The sequence below is a fragment of the Burkholderia sp. AW49-1 genome, from assembly GCF_053427845.1.
Genome location: NZ_JBSAXF010000009.1, coordinates 109,558 through 123,466 on the forward strand (window position 1 = coordinate 109,558; position 13,909 = coordinate 123,466).

At 67.5% G+C, this 13,909-nt stretch carries 16 protein-coding genes; 11 read left to right on the forward strand and 5 right to left on the reverse strand.

What is annotated here, in order from left to right:
- The first annotated feature begins 13 nt into the window (after positions 1 to 13).
- The 6 genes from ACV22W_RS16305 (at position 14) to ACV22W_RS16330 (ending at position 4,936) form a co-directional block, all read left to right on the forward strand.
- Positions 14 to 643 (forward strand): riboflavin synthase, encoded by a 630-nt coding sequence (locus ACV22W_RS16305; protein WP_059680800.1) that lies wholly within the window; start codon positions 14 to 16, stop codon positions 641 to 643.
- Positions 644 to 825: 182 nt separating this feature from the next.
- Positions 826 to 1,344 (forward strand): DUF1993 domain-containing protein, encoded by a 519-nt coding sequence (locus ACV22W_RS16310; protein ID WP_059530206.1) that lies wholly within the window; start codon positions 826 to 828, stop codon positions 1,342 to 1,344.
- Positions 1,345 to 1,531: 187 nt separating this feature from the next.
- Positions 1,532 to 2,674 (forward strand): bifunctional 3,4-dihydroxy-2-butanone-4-phosphate synthase/GTP cyclohydrolase II, encoded by a 1,143-nt coding sequence (ribBA, locus tag ACV22W_RS16315; RefSeq protein ID WP_448020448.1) that lies wholly within the window; start codon positions 1,532 to 1,534, stop codon positions 2,672 to 2,674.
- Between the two features lie 53 nt (positions 2,675 to 2,727).
- Complete coding sequence (gene ribH, locus ACV22W_RS16320; protein WP_448020450.1) at positions 2,728 to 3,240, forward strand: 6,7-dimethyl-8-ribityllumazine synthase; 513 nt, start codon at positions 2,728 to 2,730, stop codon at positions 3,238 to 3,240.
- Positions 3,237 to 3,674, forward strand: a complete 438-nt coding sequence (gene nusB / locus ACV22W_RS16325; protein WP_059530215.1) for a transcription antitermination factor NusB — start codon at positions 3,237 to 3,239, stop codon at positions 3,672 to 3,674. Before ribH ends, nusB begins: the two co-directional genes overlap by 4 nt.
- A gap of 65 nt (positions 3,675 to 3,739) precedes the next feature.
- Positions 3,740 to 4,936: a pyridoxal phosphate-dependent aminotransferase gene (locus ACV22W_RS16330; protein ID WP_448020452.1), complete on the forward strand. Its 1,197-nt coding sequence runs from the start codon at positions 3,740 to 3,742 to the stop codon at positions 4,934 to 4,936.
- Between the two features lie 109 nt (positions 4,937 to 5,045).
- Here ACV22W_RS16330 and ACV22W_RS16335 read toward each other — a convergent pair whose 3' ends face one another.
- Both ACV22W_RS16335 and ACV22W_RS16340 read right to left on the reverse strand, forming a co-directional pair.
- The gene (locus tag ACV22W_RS16335) at positions 5,046 to 6,173 is read right to left on the reverse strand and encodes a transglycosylase SLT domain-containing protein (protein ID WP_448020454.1); all 1,128 of its coding nucleotides are present in this window, start codon (positions 6,171 to 6,173) and stop codon (positions 5,046 to 5,048) included.
- 430 nt (positions 6,174 to 6,603) lie between these two features.
- Positions 6,604 to 6,798 (reverse strand): hypothetical protein, encoded by a 195-nt coding sequence (locus ACV22W_RS16340; RefSeq protein WP_448020455.1) that lies wholly within the window; start codon positions 6,796 to 6,798, stop codon positions 6,604 to 6,606.
- Between ACV22W_RS16340 and ACV22W_RS16345 the strand changes: the two genes are divergently transcribed.
- Both ACV22W_RS16345 and ACV22W_RS16350 read left to right on the forward strand, forming a co-directional pair.
- Entirely contained in the window at positions 6,770 to 8,326 is a 1,557-nt protein-coding gene (locus ACV22W_RS16345; protein ID WP_448020456.1) for a UbiD family decarboxylase, read from the forward strand. The genes ACV22W_RS16340 and ACV22W_RS16345 overlap by 29 nt on opposite strands.
- Before the next feature lie 34 nt (positions 8,327 to 8,360).
- A complete protein-coding gene (locus tag ACV22W_RS16350; RefSeq protein ID WP_448020457.1) occupies positions 8,361 to 9,032 on the forward strand; it encodes a LysE family translocator in 672 nt (223 codons plus the stop codon).
- Positions 9,033 to 9,135: 103 nt separating this feature from the next.
- On the opposite strand, the gene ACV22W_RS16355 is transcribed toward ACV22W_RS16350, so the two are convergent.
- Positions 9,136 to 9,432, reverse strand: coding sequence for a hypothetical protein (locus tag ACV22W_RS16355; RefSeq protein WP_059467009.1), 297 nt, complete (start codon positions 9,430 to 9,432; stop codon positions 9,136 to 9,138).
- 514 nt (positions 9,433 to 9,946) lie between these two features.
- Between ACV22W_RS16355 and ACV22W_RS16360 the strand changes: the two genes are divergently transcribed.
- Positions 9,947 to 10,876 carry a Rossmann-like and DUF2520 domain-containing protein gene (locus ACV22W_RS16360; protein ID WP_448020458.1) on the forward strand — a complete coding sequence of 310 codons (930 nt, stop codon included), beginning with the start codon at positions 9,947 to 9,949 and terminating at the stop codon, positions 10,874 to 10,876.
- A 76-nt stretch (positions 10,877 to 10,952) separates the two neighbouring features.
- Positions 10,953 to 11,516, forward strand: coding sequence for a YggT family protein (locus ACV22W_RS16365; RefSeq protein WP_448020460.1), 564 nt, complete (start codon positions 10,953 to 10,955; stop codon positions 11,514 to 11,516).
- A 9-nt stretch (positions 11,517 to 11,525) separates the two neighbouring features.
- On the opposite strand, the gene ACV22W_RS16370 is transcribed toward ACV22W_RS16365, so the two are convergent.
- Both ACV22W_RS16370 and crcB read right to left on the reverse strand, forming a co-directional pair.
- The gene (locus tag ACV22W_RS16370; RefSeq protein WP_059530233.1) at positions 11,526 to 11,876 is read right to left on the reverse strand and encodes a DUF190 domain-containing protein; all 351 of its coding nucleotides are present in this window, start codon (positions 11,874 to 11,876) and stop codon (positions 11,526 to 11,528) included.
- A 24-nt stretch (positions 11,877 to 11,900) separates the two neighbouring features.
- On the reverse strand, positions 11,901 to 12,287 hold the full coding sequence (gene crcB, locus ACV22W_RS16375; RefSeq protein ID WP_059530237.1) for a fluoride efflux transporter CrcB: 387 nt from the start codon (positions 12,285 to 12,287) through the stop codon (positions 11,901 to 11,903).
- 401 nt (positions 12,288 to 12,688) lie between these two features.
- On the opposite strand from crcB, the gene ACV22W_RS16380 reads away from it, so the two are divergent.
- Positions 12,689 to 13,900, forward strand: coding sequence for a S53 family peptidase (locus ACV22W_RS16380; RefSeq protein ID WP_448020461.1), 1,212 nt, complete (start codon positions 12,689 to 12,691; stop codon positions 13,898 to 13,900).
- The last annotated feature ends 9 nt before the right edge of the window (positions 13,901 to 13,909 follow it).

A 13,909-nucleotide genomic window follows, 5' to 3' on the forward strand; every position in this document is an offset into this window, starting at 1 on the left:
CGGAGCCGTCACGATGTTTACCGGAATTGTCGCGGCCGTCGGCCGCATCGAAGCGATCAACCCGCTCGGCGCGTCGCCCGAGGCGGGCGTGCGGCTGACCGTGCAGGCCGGCGGGCTCGACCTGGCCGATGTCGCGCTCGGCGACAGCATCGCGATCCAGGGCGCGTGCATGACGGTGATCGAAAAGACCGACACCGGATTCGACGTCGACGTGTCCCGCGAAAGCCTGAACCGCACGGTCGGCCTCGCGCAGCCCGGCGAAGTGAACCTCGAGAAGGCGCTGCGCGCGCACGACCGTCTCGGCGGGCACATCGTGTCGGGCCACGTCGACGGCCTCGGCACCGTGACGCGCTTCGCGCCGGTCGGCGAATCGCACGAGCTGCGGATCGTCGCGCCGCGCGAGCTCGGCCGCTATCTCGCGTACAAGGGCTCGATCACAGTCAACGGTGTGAGCCTGACCGTCAACACGGTCGACGATCGCGCCGACGGCTGCGAGTTCTCGATCAACCTGATCCCCCATACGGTCGAAGTCACGACGCTGCGTCACGTGAAGGCCGGCGACAAGGTCAATCTCGAAATCGACATGATCGCGCGGTATGTGGAGCGGATGATGTCGGCATCGCAGGGCGTGCATCAGGACTGACCAGGCGGTTCCGCCCGCCGAGTGGGAAATGGCGCCCGGCGGCGTGGCCCGGCACCTGGCCTGATGGCCAACGACGCGCACGGGTCATCCCGTCGCGCTAAGATGCAACGGCAGCGGTTTCGGCGCCGCGGCGCGCGGTGCGCCGCGTACCGGCTGCCCCTTTTCCTCCAGGAGTCGTCCCCATGTCCATCTCGATGTACCAGGCTTCGCTGCCCGTCCTGATCCGTGGCCTCACCAACCTGCAGCACATCCTCGGCAAGGCGCAGGCGCATGCGGCCGAGAAGCAGATCGACCCGTCGGTGTTCATCGGCGCACGCCTCTATCCGGACATGCTGCCCCTCGTCCGCCAGGTGTATATCGCGACCGACACGGCCAAGGGCTGCGCCGCGCGGCTTGCCGGCGTCGACATCCCGAGCTATCCCGACGTGGAGCAGACATTCGACGAACTGCACGCGCGCATCCAGAAGACGATCGACTATCTGAAAGGCTTCGACGCCGCGCAGATCGACGGCAGCGAAGCGCGCCAGGTCGTGCTCAAGATGCGCGTCGGCCCGATCGAGTTCACCGGCCAGTCGTATCTGCTGAACTTCGTGCTGCCCAATTTCTTCTTTCACGTAACGACGGCGTACGACATCCTGCGCCATAGCGGCGTCGAGCTCGGCAAGCTCGACTACCTCGGCGGCCGTAACGACCAGGCGTGACGCACGGCCGGGCCTCGGCCGGCCTGCGGCGGCCCGTCTTCGGGCGGCCCGAGCCGGCCCGGGCAGGGCCGTCCCAACGGCCGGCCGCACCGCTTTCCGGCGCGCTCGCCGGCCGCGCGCAGCCGGTGCCAGCCGAAACGCGGTCCGGCTGGCGTAAAATACGCACTTTCCTCTTTCTCGCCCCCTTATGACGCTCGCCTCCACGCTCGACATCATCGCGGAGTTGAAAGCCGGCCGGATGGTGATCCTGGTCGACGAAGAAGACCGCGAAAACGAAGGCGACCTCGTGATCGCCGCCGAATTCGTCACGCCGGAAGCGATCAACTTCATGGCCAAGTACGGCCGTGGCCTGATTTGTCTGACGTTGACTCAGGAACGCTGCAAGCAGCTGCACCTGCCGCTAATGACTTACCGCAACGGCACGCAATACGGCACCGCGTTCACGGTCAGCATCGAAGCGGCCGAAGGCGTGACGACCGGCATCTCGGCCGCCGACCGCGCGCACACGATCGCCACGGCGGTCGCGCACGACGTCCGCCCCGAGCACATCGTGCAGCCGGGCCACGTGTTCCCGATCATGGCGCAGCCGGGCGGCGTGCTCGTGCGCGCCGGCCACACCGAGGCCGGCTGCGACTTCACCGCGCTCGCCGGGCTCACGCCCGCCGCGGTGATCTGCGAGGTCATCAAGGACGACGGCACGATGGCGCGCCTGCCCGACCTGCTCGAGTTCGCGAAGGAACACGATCTGAAGATCGGCACGATCGCCGACCTGATCCAGTACCGCAGCCGCACCGAATCGATCATCGAGCGGATCGCCGAGCGCACGATGCAGACCGCGCACGGCACGTTCCGTGCGGTGCTGTACCGCGACCAGCCGAGCGGCTCGCCGCACATCGCACTGGTGCGCGGCACGCCGTCGCCCGACGCCGATACGCCCGTGCGCGTGCACGAGCCGCTGTCGGTCCTCGATCTGCTCGAGACGAGCATCTCGACGCACTCGTGGACGCTCGACGCGGCGATGCACGAGATCGCGGAACGCGACCTCGGCGTGATCGTGCTGCTCAACTGCGGCGACACGAAGGAACATCTGATCGACGTCTTCAAGGCGTTCGACGAGGAAGAAAAGGCCGCTGCGCTGAAGCGCCGGCCGGTCGATTTCAAGACGTTCGGCATCGGCGCGCAGATCCTGCGCGACGTCGGCGTCGGCAAGATGCAGGTGCTGTCGAATCCGCGCAAGCTGGGCAGCATGTCCGGCTACGGCCTCGAAGTCACGGGCTTCATTCCGATGCCCGGCGGTGAAGCCAAGTCCTGCCCGGCGTCCCACGCGTAACCCGCCACGACGCTTTCGCCCTATAACCGTTCATCCACACCACGGACCAGATCATGGAAATCGGACAATACCAACCGAATCTCGAAGGCGACGGCCTGCGTATCGGCATCGTGCAATCCCGCTTCAACGAACCCGTCTGCAACGGCCTCGCCGATGCGTGCGTCGAGGAACTCGAGCGCCTCGGCGTCTCCGGTGAAGACGTGCTGCTCGTGTCTGTGCCCGGCGCGCTGGAAATCCCGCTCGCGCTGCAAAAGCTCGCAGAAAGCGGCCAGTTCGACGCACTGATCGCGCTCGGCGCGGTGATCCGCGGCGAGACGTACCACTTCGAACTCGTGTCGAACGAAAGCGGCGCGGGCATCACCCGGATCGGCCTCGACTTCAACCTGCCGATCGCCAACGCGGTCCTGACGACCGAAAACGACGAGCAAGCCGTCGCGCGCATGACCGAAAAGGGTCGTGACGCCGCACGCGTCGCGGTCGAGATGGCCAACCTGACGATGGCACTCGACCAGCTCGGCGACGACGAGGACGAGGAAGAAGAGGACGACGAAGAGGAGCGCGCATGAAGAAGAGCGCCCGCCGACAATCGCGCGAGCTGGCGACGCAGGGCCTGTATCAGTGGCTGCTGTCGAACGCGGCCTCCGGCGAGATCGACGCGCAACTGCGCGGCGCGCTCGGTTACGACAAGGCCGACAAGGAACTGCTCGACGCGATCCTGCACGGCGTGATTCGCGAGCATGCGACGCTCGTCGAAGCCCTCACGCCGTCGCTGGACCGTCCGGTCGATCAGCTGTCGCCGGTCGAACGCGCCGTGCTGCTGATCGCGACGTTCGAGCTCACGCATCATGTCGAAACGCCGTATCGCGTGATCATCAACGAAGCAGTCGAACTCGCGAAGACGTTCGGCGGCTCCGACGGCTACAAGTACGTCAACGGCGTGCTCGACAAGCTCGCCGCGAAGCTGCGCCCCGCCGAAACGCAGGCGCGCCGCAACGGCTGATTCCGCAGGCAGACGGGCGCGCAAGCGCCCGTTTTTCGTTCTTCCTCCCCCGCTCCGCCCGACCGATGAATACCACCGCCGATTCGCTCGTCACGCTCGCCGCACGCGTCGACGCGATCCAGCCCTTCTACGTGATGGAACTGATGAAGGAGGCACAGCGGCTCGAGTCCTCCGGGCGCGATGTTATCCACATGGGCATCGGCGAACCGGATTTCACCGCGCCGGAGCCCGTCGTCGAGGCGGCGGCGGCCGCGCTGCGCCGCGGCGTCACGCAGTACACGAGCGCGCTCGGCATCGCGCCGCTGCGCGAAGCGATCGCCGCGCACTATGCACGCGCCTACGGCCTCACGATCAGCCCCGAGCGGATCGTCGTGACGGCCGGCGCCTCCGCCGCGCTGCTGCTCGCGTGCCTCGCGCTCGTCGGCCGTGACGACGAAGTGCTGATGCCCGACCCGTCGTATCCGTGCAACCGGCACTTCGTCGCGGCGGCCGAAGGCCGGCCGGTGCTCGTGCCGAGCGGCCCGGAAGCGCGCTTCCAGCTCACCGCGGACGACGTTCGAACGCGCTGGGGCAGCCGCACGCGCGGCGTCCTGCTCGCGTCGCCGTCGAACCCGACCGGCACGTCGCTCGAACCGGATGAGCTGAAGCGGATCGTCGAGGCGGTGCGCGCACGCGGCGGCTTCACGATCGTCGATGAGATCTACCAGGGGCTCAGCTACGACGCGGCGCCCGTGTCGGCGCTGTCGTTCGGCGACGATGTCGTCACCGTGAACAGCTTCTCGAAGTACTTCAGCATGACCGGCTGGCGGCTCGGCTGGCTCGTCGTTCCGCCAGCGCTCGTCGGCACCTTCGAAAAGCTGTCACAGAACCTGTTCATCTGTCCGTCCGCGCTCGCGCAGCACGCAGCACTCGCGTGCTTCGAGCCGGCGGCGCTCGACATCTACGAGGCGCGCCGCCTCGAATTCAAGCGTCGCCGCGACTTCATCGCGCCAGCGCTCGAGAAGCTCGGCTTCACGGTGCCCGTGATGCCGGACGGCGCGTTCTACGTGTATGCGCACTGCGGCGGCGTCGCTCATCCCGCGGCCGGCGACAGCGCGGCGCTCACGCAGGCGATGCTGCACGACGCTGGCGTCGTGCTGGTGCCGGGCATGGATTTCGGCGTGCATGCACCGCGCGACTACATCCGGCTGTCCTATGCGACCGCCTACTCGCGCCTCGAAGAGGCCGTCGAGCGGCTTGCGGCACTATTCGGCCAGCACTGACCGCCGATCTGCTTTCCCGGCCGGCACGCCGGCCTTTCCCTGCGCAAAAAGGAAAAAGGCACCCGAATCGGATGCCTTTTTGCTGGAGCCTGGCCGGAACTGCGGGACGTTACGCGCCGAGTTCCGAGTGGTCGCCGTGCGACTGCTTCGCGGTGTCGACGCTCGCGTCGTCCTGCTGCGGTGCGGCCTTCGGCGCGGCAGCCGCCTTCGCGGTGATCGGCTGCGCGCCGTCGAGCGTCGCATGCACGCGCTTGGCGCCGCCGGCTGATGCCGTCACGGCCGCGGTCACGATCGGCTTCGACGGCTGGGCCGGCGCCTGCGGCGCATTGACCGGGACGCTGCGGCCATGCGCGACGTCGCGCAGGCGGCCACGCTCGGCCATGACCTTCGAGCCGTAGGCGGTGTCGTCCGGGTTGGTCGAGCCGTTGTACAGGCGCAGGCCATTCGCGAGCGAGCCGCCGCGTGCGATGCAGTCCTTCAACACGAGCGCGCCGACCTGCAGGTTCGCCAGCGGTTGCAGCGCGGTGTCGGTACCGCCGAAATACTCGAATTTGTCGGAATGAACCTTCGACATCACCTGCATCAGGCCTTGTGCGCCGACGCCGCTTTCCGCGTACGGGTTGAAGCCCGATTCGATCGCCATCACGGACAGCAGCAGCAGCGGATCGAGGCCGACGTCGCGGCCGGTCTGGAACGCAGCCTTGACGAGCTGGCCGAGCGGCTCCTGCGCGACCCGGTAACGGCGCGACAGGTAGGTGGCGACGAGCGCCTGTTCGCGGTTCGACGCGAGCGCGCGATCGTCGCGCGCATCGGCCGGGACCCGCTGGGTCGGGATCAGTTTCGCCAACGCGACGGGCGACGGGCCGTTACGGGCCGGATCGGACGCATCGTTCTGCGCGGCGGTTTCCGGCGCGACGTCGAGACCGACGGCGAGCGCATCCGTTTCAGGGGCGTCTTCCTGCTGCGGCTGCGCGCCAGCGGGCGCGAAGTTCGGCAGCGGATGACCGGTCAGCAAACGGGCCGGACCGGCCTGCACGGCCGCGGATACGACCGGCATCAGCTTCGCGGCGAGGTCCCCGCGCACGGTCGGCAGCAGCCACAGGGCAAGTGCCACCGCGACAGCGAGACAGCCGACAACGCTGAATAAATGGTGACTGACACGCGTCCCGCGACGCAGCATGTTGCGCACGATTTGCGCATGCTGCTCACTGGGACGCCACGATAACCAAGCGTTCATTCAGATCATCTCCCATGAACATGACTCGTGCGGCTCGCTCTGCTCGATGGCGAGACGGAAAACGCGCCGCGGAATCACGACACCGCACGCCTTGGTTGGGACGCGCAAGCATCGGGGAAACGGTATAAGTACCGTTCGAGGCCACGGTGTAAGAGGGCCGGCGCCTTCGCACACTGGGCGAGGCGGGCATACGCGGTGGCACCCACGCAAAAAACCAGCGTCTGGTGGCGCTGGCTGGGACTACGACAAATGCCGTCGAATACGCCGTGCAGGTTTCGGCGGACGGTGACGCGCTGCGTCAAAGATCGGTGATTGGCGGCTCGAAGCCTTTTACCCTGCAACCAATGTGAGCGGATTCTAGCAGGGTTTTATAGATCGTCAACACTATAAAACCTGAAACTCATAACAAAAAGTAATTTTGGATCGCCCTTCAGATCGCGAGCCCCCTGCCGTAGGGGCTCTGCGCGCCGTCGACTTTTTTCTCCGCCGGGCGTGCGAGCGGCCGCCCGGGTAAAATCGTCGGTCGATTCAGGGCCGCAGCCGGCCGCTGCGCCCGCCCATCGCTGCCCGCCTTGCGGGCGGCCCGGACCTTCTTCATGAAATACAAAGACTTACGCGATTTCATCCAGCGCCTCGAGGCGCTCGGCGAACTGCGGCGCGTCACGCAGCCCGTGTCGCCCGTGCTCGAAATGACCGAACTGTGCGACCGCGTGCTGCGTGCCGGCGGCCCGGCGCTGCTGTTCGCAGCGCCGCCCGGCAATGCGTTCCCGGTGCTCGGCAACCTGTTCGGCACGCCGCGCCGCGTGGCGCTCGGCATGGGTGTCGATGCGGGCGACGACGCCGCGCTCGGCTCGCTGCGCGACCTCGGGCGACTGCTGTCCGCGCTGAAGGAGCCGGATCCGCCGAAGAGCCTGAAGGACGCCGGCAAGCTGCTGTCGCTCGCGAAGGCCGTATGGGACATGGCGCCGAAATCGGTGTCGTCGCCGCCGTGCCAGGAGATCGTCTGGGAGGGCGCCGACGTCGACCTGAACAAGTTGCCGATCCAGACCTGCTGGCCCGGCGACGCGGGGCCGCTCGTCACGTGGGGCCTCACGGTCACGCGCGGGCCGAACAAGCCGCGCCAGAACCTCGGCATCTACCGCCAGCAGCTGATCGGCCGCAACCAGCTGATCATGCGCTGGCTCGCGCATCGCGGCGGTGCGCTGGACTTCCGCGAATTCGCACTGCAGAACCCCGGCAAGCCGTATCCGGTCGCGGTCGTGCTCGGCGCCGATCCGGCCACGACGCTCGGCGCGGTGACGCCCGTGCCCGATTCGCTGTCCGAGTATCAGTTCGCCGGCCTGCTGCGCGGCAGCCGCACCGAGCTCGCCAAGTGCCTGACGCCCGGCGTCGATACGCTGCAGGTGCCCGCGCGCGCGGAGATCGTGCTCGAAGGCTTCATCCATCCGCAGGAAGGCACGCCCGCCCCGGCCCCGGCCGGCGCACCGCCGCGGCCGGCCGGCAACGCGGCCGCCGCATACGAACACGCGCTCGAAGGCCCGTACGGCGACCACACCGGCTACTACAACGAGCAGGAGTGGTTCCCGGTGTTCACCGTCGAGCGGATCACGATGCGCCGCGACGCGATCTATCACTCGACCTATACGGGCAAGCCGCCCGACGAACCGGCCGTGCTCGGCGTCGCGCTCAACGAGGTGTTCGTGCCGCTGCTGCAGAAGCAGTTCACCGAGATCACCGACTTCTACCTGCCGCCGGAAGGCTGCAGCTACCGGATGGCCATCGTGCAGATGAAGAAGAGCTACGCCGGCCATGCGAAGCGCGTGATGTTCGGCGTATGGAGCTTTCTGCGGCAGTTCATGTATACGAAGTTCATCGTGGTCGTCGACGAGGACGTGAACATCCGCGACTGGAACGAGGTGATCTGGGCGATCACGACGCGCGTCGACCCCGTGCGCGACACCGTGATGGTCGACAGCACGCCGATCGACTATCTCGATTTCGCGTCGCCCGTCGCGGGCCTCGGCTCGAAGATGGGGCTCGACGCGACCAACAAGTGGCCCGGCGAGACGAACCGCGAATGGGGTCGCCCGATCGAGATGGATGCGGCCGTGAAAGCGCGCGTCGACCGGCTCTGGCAGGAAATCGGACTGTAAGTCCACGCCTTGAACGCACCCGACAAGAATGACGATGAGCTTTCCCCCAGCCTCGATGCTGTCCGACGGGTTCTTCCTGTCGCTGTCGCTGTGTCTCGACATCGGCCTCGTCAACGTCGCGATGCTGTCGCTGACGCTGTCGCACGGCTTCCGGCCGGGCTTCTGGCTCGGCGTCGGCTCGTGCTTCGGCGATCTCGTCTACGCGGCGCTCGCGCTCGCGGGCATGGCCGTGCTGCTGCAGTTCGAGGCCGTGCGCTGGATCGTCTGGATCGGCGGCGGTGCGGTGCTGCTGTTCCTCACGTGGAAGATGGCGCGTGAAGCGCTCGCGCCGGCCGGCAGCGCCGGCGACGGCACGGCCGACGAAACACCGCAGCCGCGTGCCAGCGCGCGGCGCAGCTTCGTGCGCGGGATGCTGCTTGCGATGTCGTCGCCGAGCGCGATCCTGTGGTTCGCGGCGGTCGGCGGCGCGCTGATCGCGAAAGCCGGCGCCACCACGCCGGCGACGGCATCGGTATTCCTGTCCGGCTTCTTCCTCGGCGGCCTCGCGTGGACGCTCTTCATGTGCACGCTCGCGAGCCAGGGCCGCAAGCGCGCGGGTGCGGGGATGATGCGCGCGTGCCACGTCGCGTCGGCGCTGCTGTTCGCGTATTTCTCGTACAGCGTGATCGTCGGCGGCTACCGCGACCTGATTGCCCACGCGGCGTGACCGCCACGCACCGAGCCGCACATCGAATGAAAAACGGCGCAACGCCCCGCGAGGGACATTGCGCCGTTTTGCCGCGCGCGGTCAGGCCGCCGCGCGGAATGCGTCAACGACGCCAGCCGTGGTGACCCCAGCCGCCGTAGCCGTGACGCCAGTACGGACGGCCGTAGTAGCCACCGTAGCCGCCGACGACCACGGCGGGCGGCGCATAGTAAGCCGGCGCCGGCGCGTAATACACGGGCGGGGGCGGTGCGTAATACACGGGCGGCGGCGGTGCATACACGGGATACGCAGGCGCGACCGGGACACCGATGCCGACCCCGATCGACACGTGAGCCTGCGCGGCGCTTGCGGCACCCAGGGCCAGCGCGGCGGCGGCGATGAACGGAATGAGCTTTTTCACTTCGATTCTCCTGCTGGAGCGGAAATTTGTGCGCTCCTGTCGGCAACGGCGGGCATGCACGTCGCATGGATGCAATGTAGCGAAAACCCGCCGCTCGCGTATGGCGCATTTGTTGCAAATTGCAATTCCACGTGGCTGCAGCCACCGTGCGGCAGCGCTGCGCGGGCCGGCGGGCCGCCTCGCGCGTCCCGCGATTCCGTCCGACCAGCGAAATCGCGAGATGCCGGCCGGTCAGTCTTACCGGATCCGGTAAGCGCGGCGGGCATGCGCACGTAATGAACGATTACAAATTTGCGACAGGACGCCGACAATCCAGGCGGGACATGACCTTCGCGCGATTTGGGGCCGGATTGCACGACCTCCAACGGAAGCGAAACCGCGGCGCGAATTTTCCGGTTGTCTGCACCGAACGCACCCGTCCAGACCGTCTCCGTCCCGCATCGCCGCCTGTCAGCGACCGCTCCTTCATTCCTGCGATACTGGCGTCTGCTCCGTTTTCGCTTCGTGACCCGCCATGCCCCTACCCGACACTCCCCGCCTCGGCTTCATCGGCGCCGGCCGCCTGGCGCGCTGCCTCGTGCTGCGCTTCGCGGCGGCCGGCTTTCCGGTCGTCGCGATCGCAAGCCGCACGGCGGAATCGGCCGCGGTGCTTGCCGCGCGCATCGACGGCTGCCGGACGGTCGACACGCCGCAGCAGGTCGTCGACGCCGCCGACCTGATCTTCCTGACCGTGCCCGACGACCATCTCGCGCCGACCGCCGCGGCGCTGCGGTTCGACGCGGCGCGCGCGGCAAGCCAGGCGCTCGTCCACTGCAGCGGCGCGTCGGCGGTCGAGCTGCTCGATCCGGCAAAGCGGCAAGGCGCGGCCACGGGCGGCTTCCATCCACTCTATCTGTTCGGCGGCACGGACGCCGATCTCGCCCGCATCGACGGCTGCTCGGTCACGCTCGAAGCCGACGGCGCGCTGCACGCGACGCTGCTGCGACTTGCTGCCGCACTCGGCTGCCATCCGCTATCGATTCCGGCCGGCGGCCGAATGCTGTATCACGCGGCCGCGCATTACGCGGCGAGCTTCGCGCTGTGCGGGCTGTCCGAAGCGGTCGAGTTGTGGCGCGGACTCGGCTTCGACGAGGAAGCCGCGTTGCGCGCGCTGCTGCCGATGCTCGCCGGCACGATCGAAACCGCGCGCGACAAGGGCCTCGCGAACGCGCTGGCAGGCCCGGTGTCGCGCGGCGACACCGGCATCGTCGAGCGTCAGCTCGCGCTGCTCGAGGCGCGCGGCAGCGACCACGCGACGCTGTATGCGCTGATGACCCGCCGCGCGGTCGCGCTCGCGGCGAAGCGCGCGGCACCGCCGGCCGCGTTGCCGGCGCTTGCGCACGCCGTCGAAACGTCGCTCGAGCGCACGATCGGGCACCCCTCCCCGCCGCGAGACGAGGCGTGATAAGGTGTCGGCCGATGCGCCGCCATCCGGCGTTGGCGGCCGCACGCTACTCGACTGTATAAAAAGGATGCCAACGATGTTCGGCGAGATCGCCCGTTTTCTGCTCAATACCATCTTCACGCTGTTCGGCGCCGCGCTGATTCTGCGCGTCTGGATGCAGGCCGTCCGCGTGCCGCCGTACAATCCCGTCACGCAGGCAGTGCTGCAGGCGACCAACTGGCTCGTGCTGCCGCTGCGCCGCGTGATCGCGGGCGTGCGCGGCATCGACTGGGCAAGCGTCGTCGCCGCCCTCCTCACCGCGCTCGTCTATGTGGTGTTGATGGTCGTGATGGCCGGCCTGGATCCGGCCTCGGTGATCGCGACGCTCGTCGTGGTCGCGCTGCTCACCGTCGTGAAGTGGGCGCTCAATCTCGTGATCTGGATGACGATCCTGATGGCGCTGCTGTCGTGGCTCAATCCGCGCTCGCCGGCGATGCCGATCCTCTACCAGCTCACCGCCCCGTTCCTGAACCCGTTGCGCCGCGTGATCCCGAACCTGGGCGGCATCGACCTGTCGCCGATCCTGCTGTTCGTGATCGTCCAGGTGCTGCTGATGATCGTCACGCGCGCCGCCGTGTCGCTGACGATGTTCGGCATCTGACGTATTGCGCTACGCCGCCGGCCCCTGCGCCGGCGGCGCCTCGAGCGTGTCGATCACCCCGAAGCGCGCGGGAATCATCGCGTAGCACACGCGTACCTTCTCCCGCGCCAGCCGCTCGAGCAGTTGCTGCGCCTCGTCCTCGGTGACGATGAATTCGACCTCGATTGCGAGCGAACCCTGCAGCTCGAAAAAGCGGTCCTCGTGCAGCACCCGATGCCGGCCGAAGCCGGCCATCGCGCGAAACGCGGAACCGCCCGCGACGCCCATCCGGTTTCCCTCCTCCAGCAACCACTCCCACAGCGGCTTCCAGTGCAGCCGGTGCTGCTCGTGCACGTAGAAGCGCAAGAAGACCCTGTCCATCGCGTCCTCCCGATGCCGACGCGCTCAGGCCGCCGCGAACCACGCGCGCGCGGTCCACATGCCGAGCGCCGTCAGCGTGAACGATCCAGTCAAGTGTAGGGCAGCCACCGCGAACGCCCATCCCAATTCGCCCTGCACCGCGTGCGTCATCACTTCGACCGAATAGGTCGAGAACGTCGTGAGGCCGCCGAGGAAGCCGGTGATCACGAACAGCCGCCACTCGGGCGGCAGCCCGACGCGCGTGGTAAACGCGACGGCCGCGATGCCGATCACGTAGCCGCCGATCAGGTTCGCGGCGAGCGTGCCGAGCGGCACGGCGGGAAAGAACGCGTTGAGCGCAAGGCTCAGGAACCAGCGCAGCAATGCGCCGAGCCCGGCGCCGACGAAGATCGCGACGATCGAATAGAACAAGGGAGCTCCTCGCTGACGAAGCCGCATGGCGGATGGGCCTACGCCGAACTGTATGCGGAATCGCGCCGCGCCGGCAATGCCGGCCGGCGCGCACCGGATCATGTCGCGCCGGAATCACGCATTTCATTATTTCCACGTGCCGCCGAATTCGACATTTTCCAATGCATTACGCAGGACATTACAAATCGCACAATAGGATTACTTATTCATCAGACTTTCTGGAATTGAAAAATTCGGCTGCGCGCCCGCACGTCAGCCCTGCAAGCCTTGCTTCATGGGCATCCCGCATGTTTTCCCTAATCCAGACATTCCCGAATCACGCCGATATTCCATGCAATTTATTCCACCGATTTCGTAAAATTATTTCGCTCCCACACTCCAACGACATGGAGACTCGAAAAATGAACAATTACCGCCTGTCATCCATGTTGATTCCGGCACTGTGCGCGTCGCTGCTCGCATCGAGCGTCGCGCTCGCCGAGGGCAACGGCCCCCCGTCCTACGTCGAAGGCAACCGCGCGCCGAAAGGCTACGCGCGCCCCCCGTTCCATACGAAACAGCGCGCGAACACCGCCACGGTGGCCGGCCTCACACCCGCGCTCGTACGGCATGCGTACGGGTTCGATTCGATCGCCAACCAGGGCGACGGGATGGTCGTCGCGATCGTCGACGCGTACGACGATCCGAAAATCGAGTCCGATCTCGGCGTATTCAGCAACGCGTTCTCGCTGCCGGCCTGCACTTCGTCGAACGGCTGTTTCACCAAGGTCTACGCGCGCGGCGCGCGACCCAAGACGGACGCGGGCTGGTCGCTCGAGATGTCGCTCGACGTCGAATGGGTGCATGCGATCGCGCCGAAGGCGAAGATCGTGCTCGTCGAGGCCGCGTCGGCCAGCTTCAGCGACCTGATGGCCGCGGTCGACGTCGCGGTCAAGCGCGGCGCATCGGTCGTGTCGATGAGCTTCGGCGGCAACGAGTTCAGCAGCGAGACCGGCTTCGACAGCCACTTCAACGTATCGGGCGTCACGTTCGTCGCGTCGTCCGGCGACAGCGGCACCGGCACCGAGTACCCGGCGGCGTCGCCGTACGTGGTGGCGGTGGGCGGCACCACGTTGTCCACCGACGCGTCCGGTGCCTACGTCGGCGAGGCCGCGTGGAGCGGCAGCGGCGGCGGCGTCAGCTCGATCGAGGCCGAGCCGGCCGGGCAAACCGGCTGGCCGGTGCCGGTGGCCGGCAAGCGCGGCGTGCCCGACGTCAGCTACGACGCGAATCCGTCAAGCGGCTTTGCGGTGTACGACTCGGTCACCTATCAGGGGCAGGCCGGCTGGTTCCAGGTCGGCGGCACGAGCGCGGGCGCGCCGCAATGGTCGGCGCTCGTCGCGATCGCGAATTCGCTGCGTGCGGCGGCCGGCAAACACTCGCTGAGCGGCACCTACGACACGCTCTATACGATCGGGAAAAACGCCTACGGCAGCGACTATCACGACGTGACGACCGGATCCAACGGCACTTGCGGCAGCATCTGCAACGCAGCGGGCGGCTACGACTACGTGACGGGCCTCGGCTCGCCGATCGCGCCGGCGCTCGTCCAGGCGCTCGTCGCACAGCCGTGATCGCGCGGC

What these genes read in the sequence shown, in the direction of transcription:
- ACV22W_RS16305 (WP_059680800.1), top strand. Translation starts at nt 14, where the DNA reads ATGTTTACCGGAATTGTCGCGGCCGTCGGCCGCATCGAAGCGATCAAC.
- ACV22W_RS16310 (WP_059530206.1), top strand. Translation starts at nt 826, where the DNA reads ATGTCCATCTCGATGTACCAGGCTTCGCTGCCCGTCCTGATCCGTGGC.
- ribBA (WP_448020448.1), top strand. Translation starts at nt 1,532, where the DNA reads ATGACGCTCGCCTCCACGCTCGACATCATCGCGGAGTTGAAAGCCGGC.
- ribH (WP_448020450.1), top strand. Translation starts at nt 2,728, where the DNA reads ATGGAAATCGGACAATACCAACCGAATCTCGAAGGCGACGGCCTGCGT.
- nusB (WP_059530215.1), top strand. Translation starts at nt 3,237, where the DNA reads ATGAAGAAGAGCGCCCGCCGACAATCGCGCGAGCTGGCGACGCAGGGC.
- ACV22W_RS16330 (WP_448020452.1), top strand. Translation starts at nt 3,740, where the DNA reads ATGAATACCACCGCCGATTCGCTCGTCACGCTCGCCGCACGCGTCGAC.
- ACV22W_RS16335 (WP_448020454.1), bottom strand. Translation starts at nt 6,173, where the DNA reads ATGAACGCTTGGTTATCGTGGCGTCCCAGTGAGCAGCATGCGCAAATC.
- ACV22W_RS16345 (WP_448020456.1), top strand. Translation starts at nt 6,770, where the DNA reads ATGAAATACAAAGACTTACGCGATTTCATCCAGCGCCTCGAGGCGCTC.
- ACV22W_RS16340 (WP_448020455.1), bottom strand. Translation starts at nt 6,798, where the DNA reads ATGAAATCGCGTAAGTCTTTGTATTTCATGAAGAAGGTCCGGGCCGCC.
- ACV22W_RS16350 (WP_448020457.1), top strand. Translation starts at nt 8,361, where the DNA reads ATGAGCTTTCCCCCAGCCTCGATGCTGTCCGACGGGTTCTTCCTGTCG.
- ACV22W_RS16360 (WP_448020458.1), top strand. Translation starts at nt 9,947, where the DNA reads ATGCCCCTACCCGACACTCCCCGCCTCGGCTTCATCGGCGCCGGCCGC.
- ACV22W_RS16365 (WP_448020460.1), top strand. Translation starts at nt 10,953, where the DNA reads ATGTTCGGCGAGATCGCCCGTTTTCTGCTCAATACCATCTTCACGCTG.
- ACV22W_RS16370 (WP_059530233.1), bottom strand. Translation starts at nt 11,876, where the DNA reads ATGGACAGGGTCTTCTTGCGCTTCTACGTGCACGAGCAGCACCGGCTG.
- ACV22W_RS16380 (WP_448020461.1), top strand. Translation starts at nt 12,689, where the DNA reads ATGAACAATTACCGCCTGTCATCCATGTTGATTCCGGCACTGTGCGCG.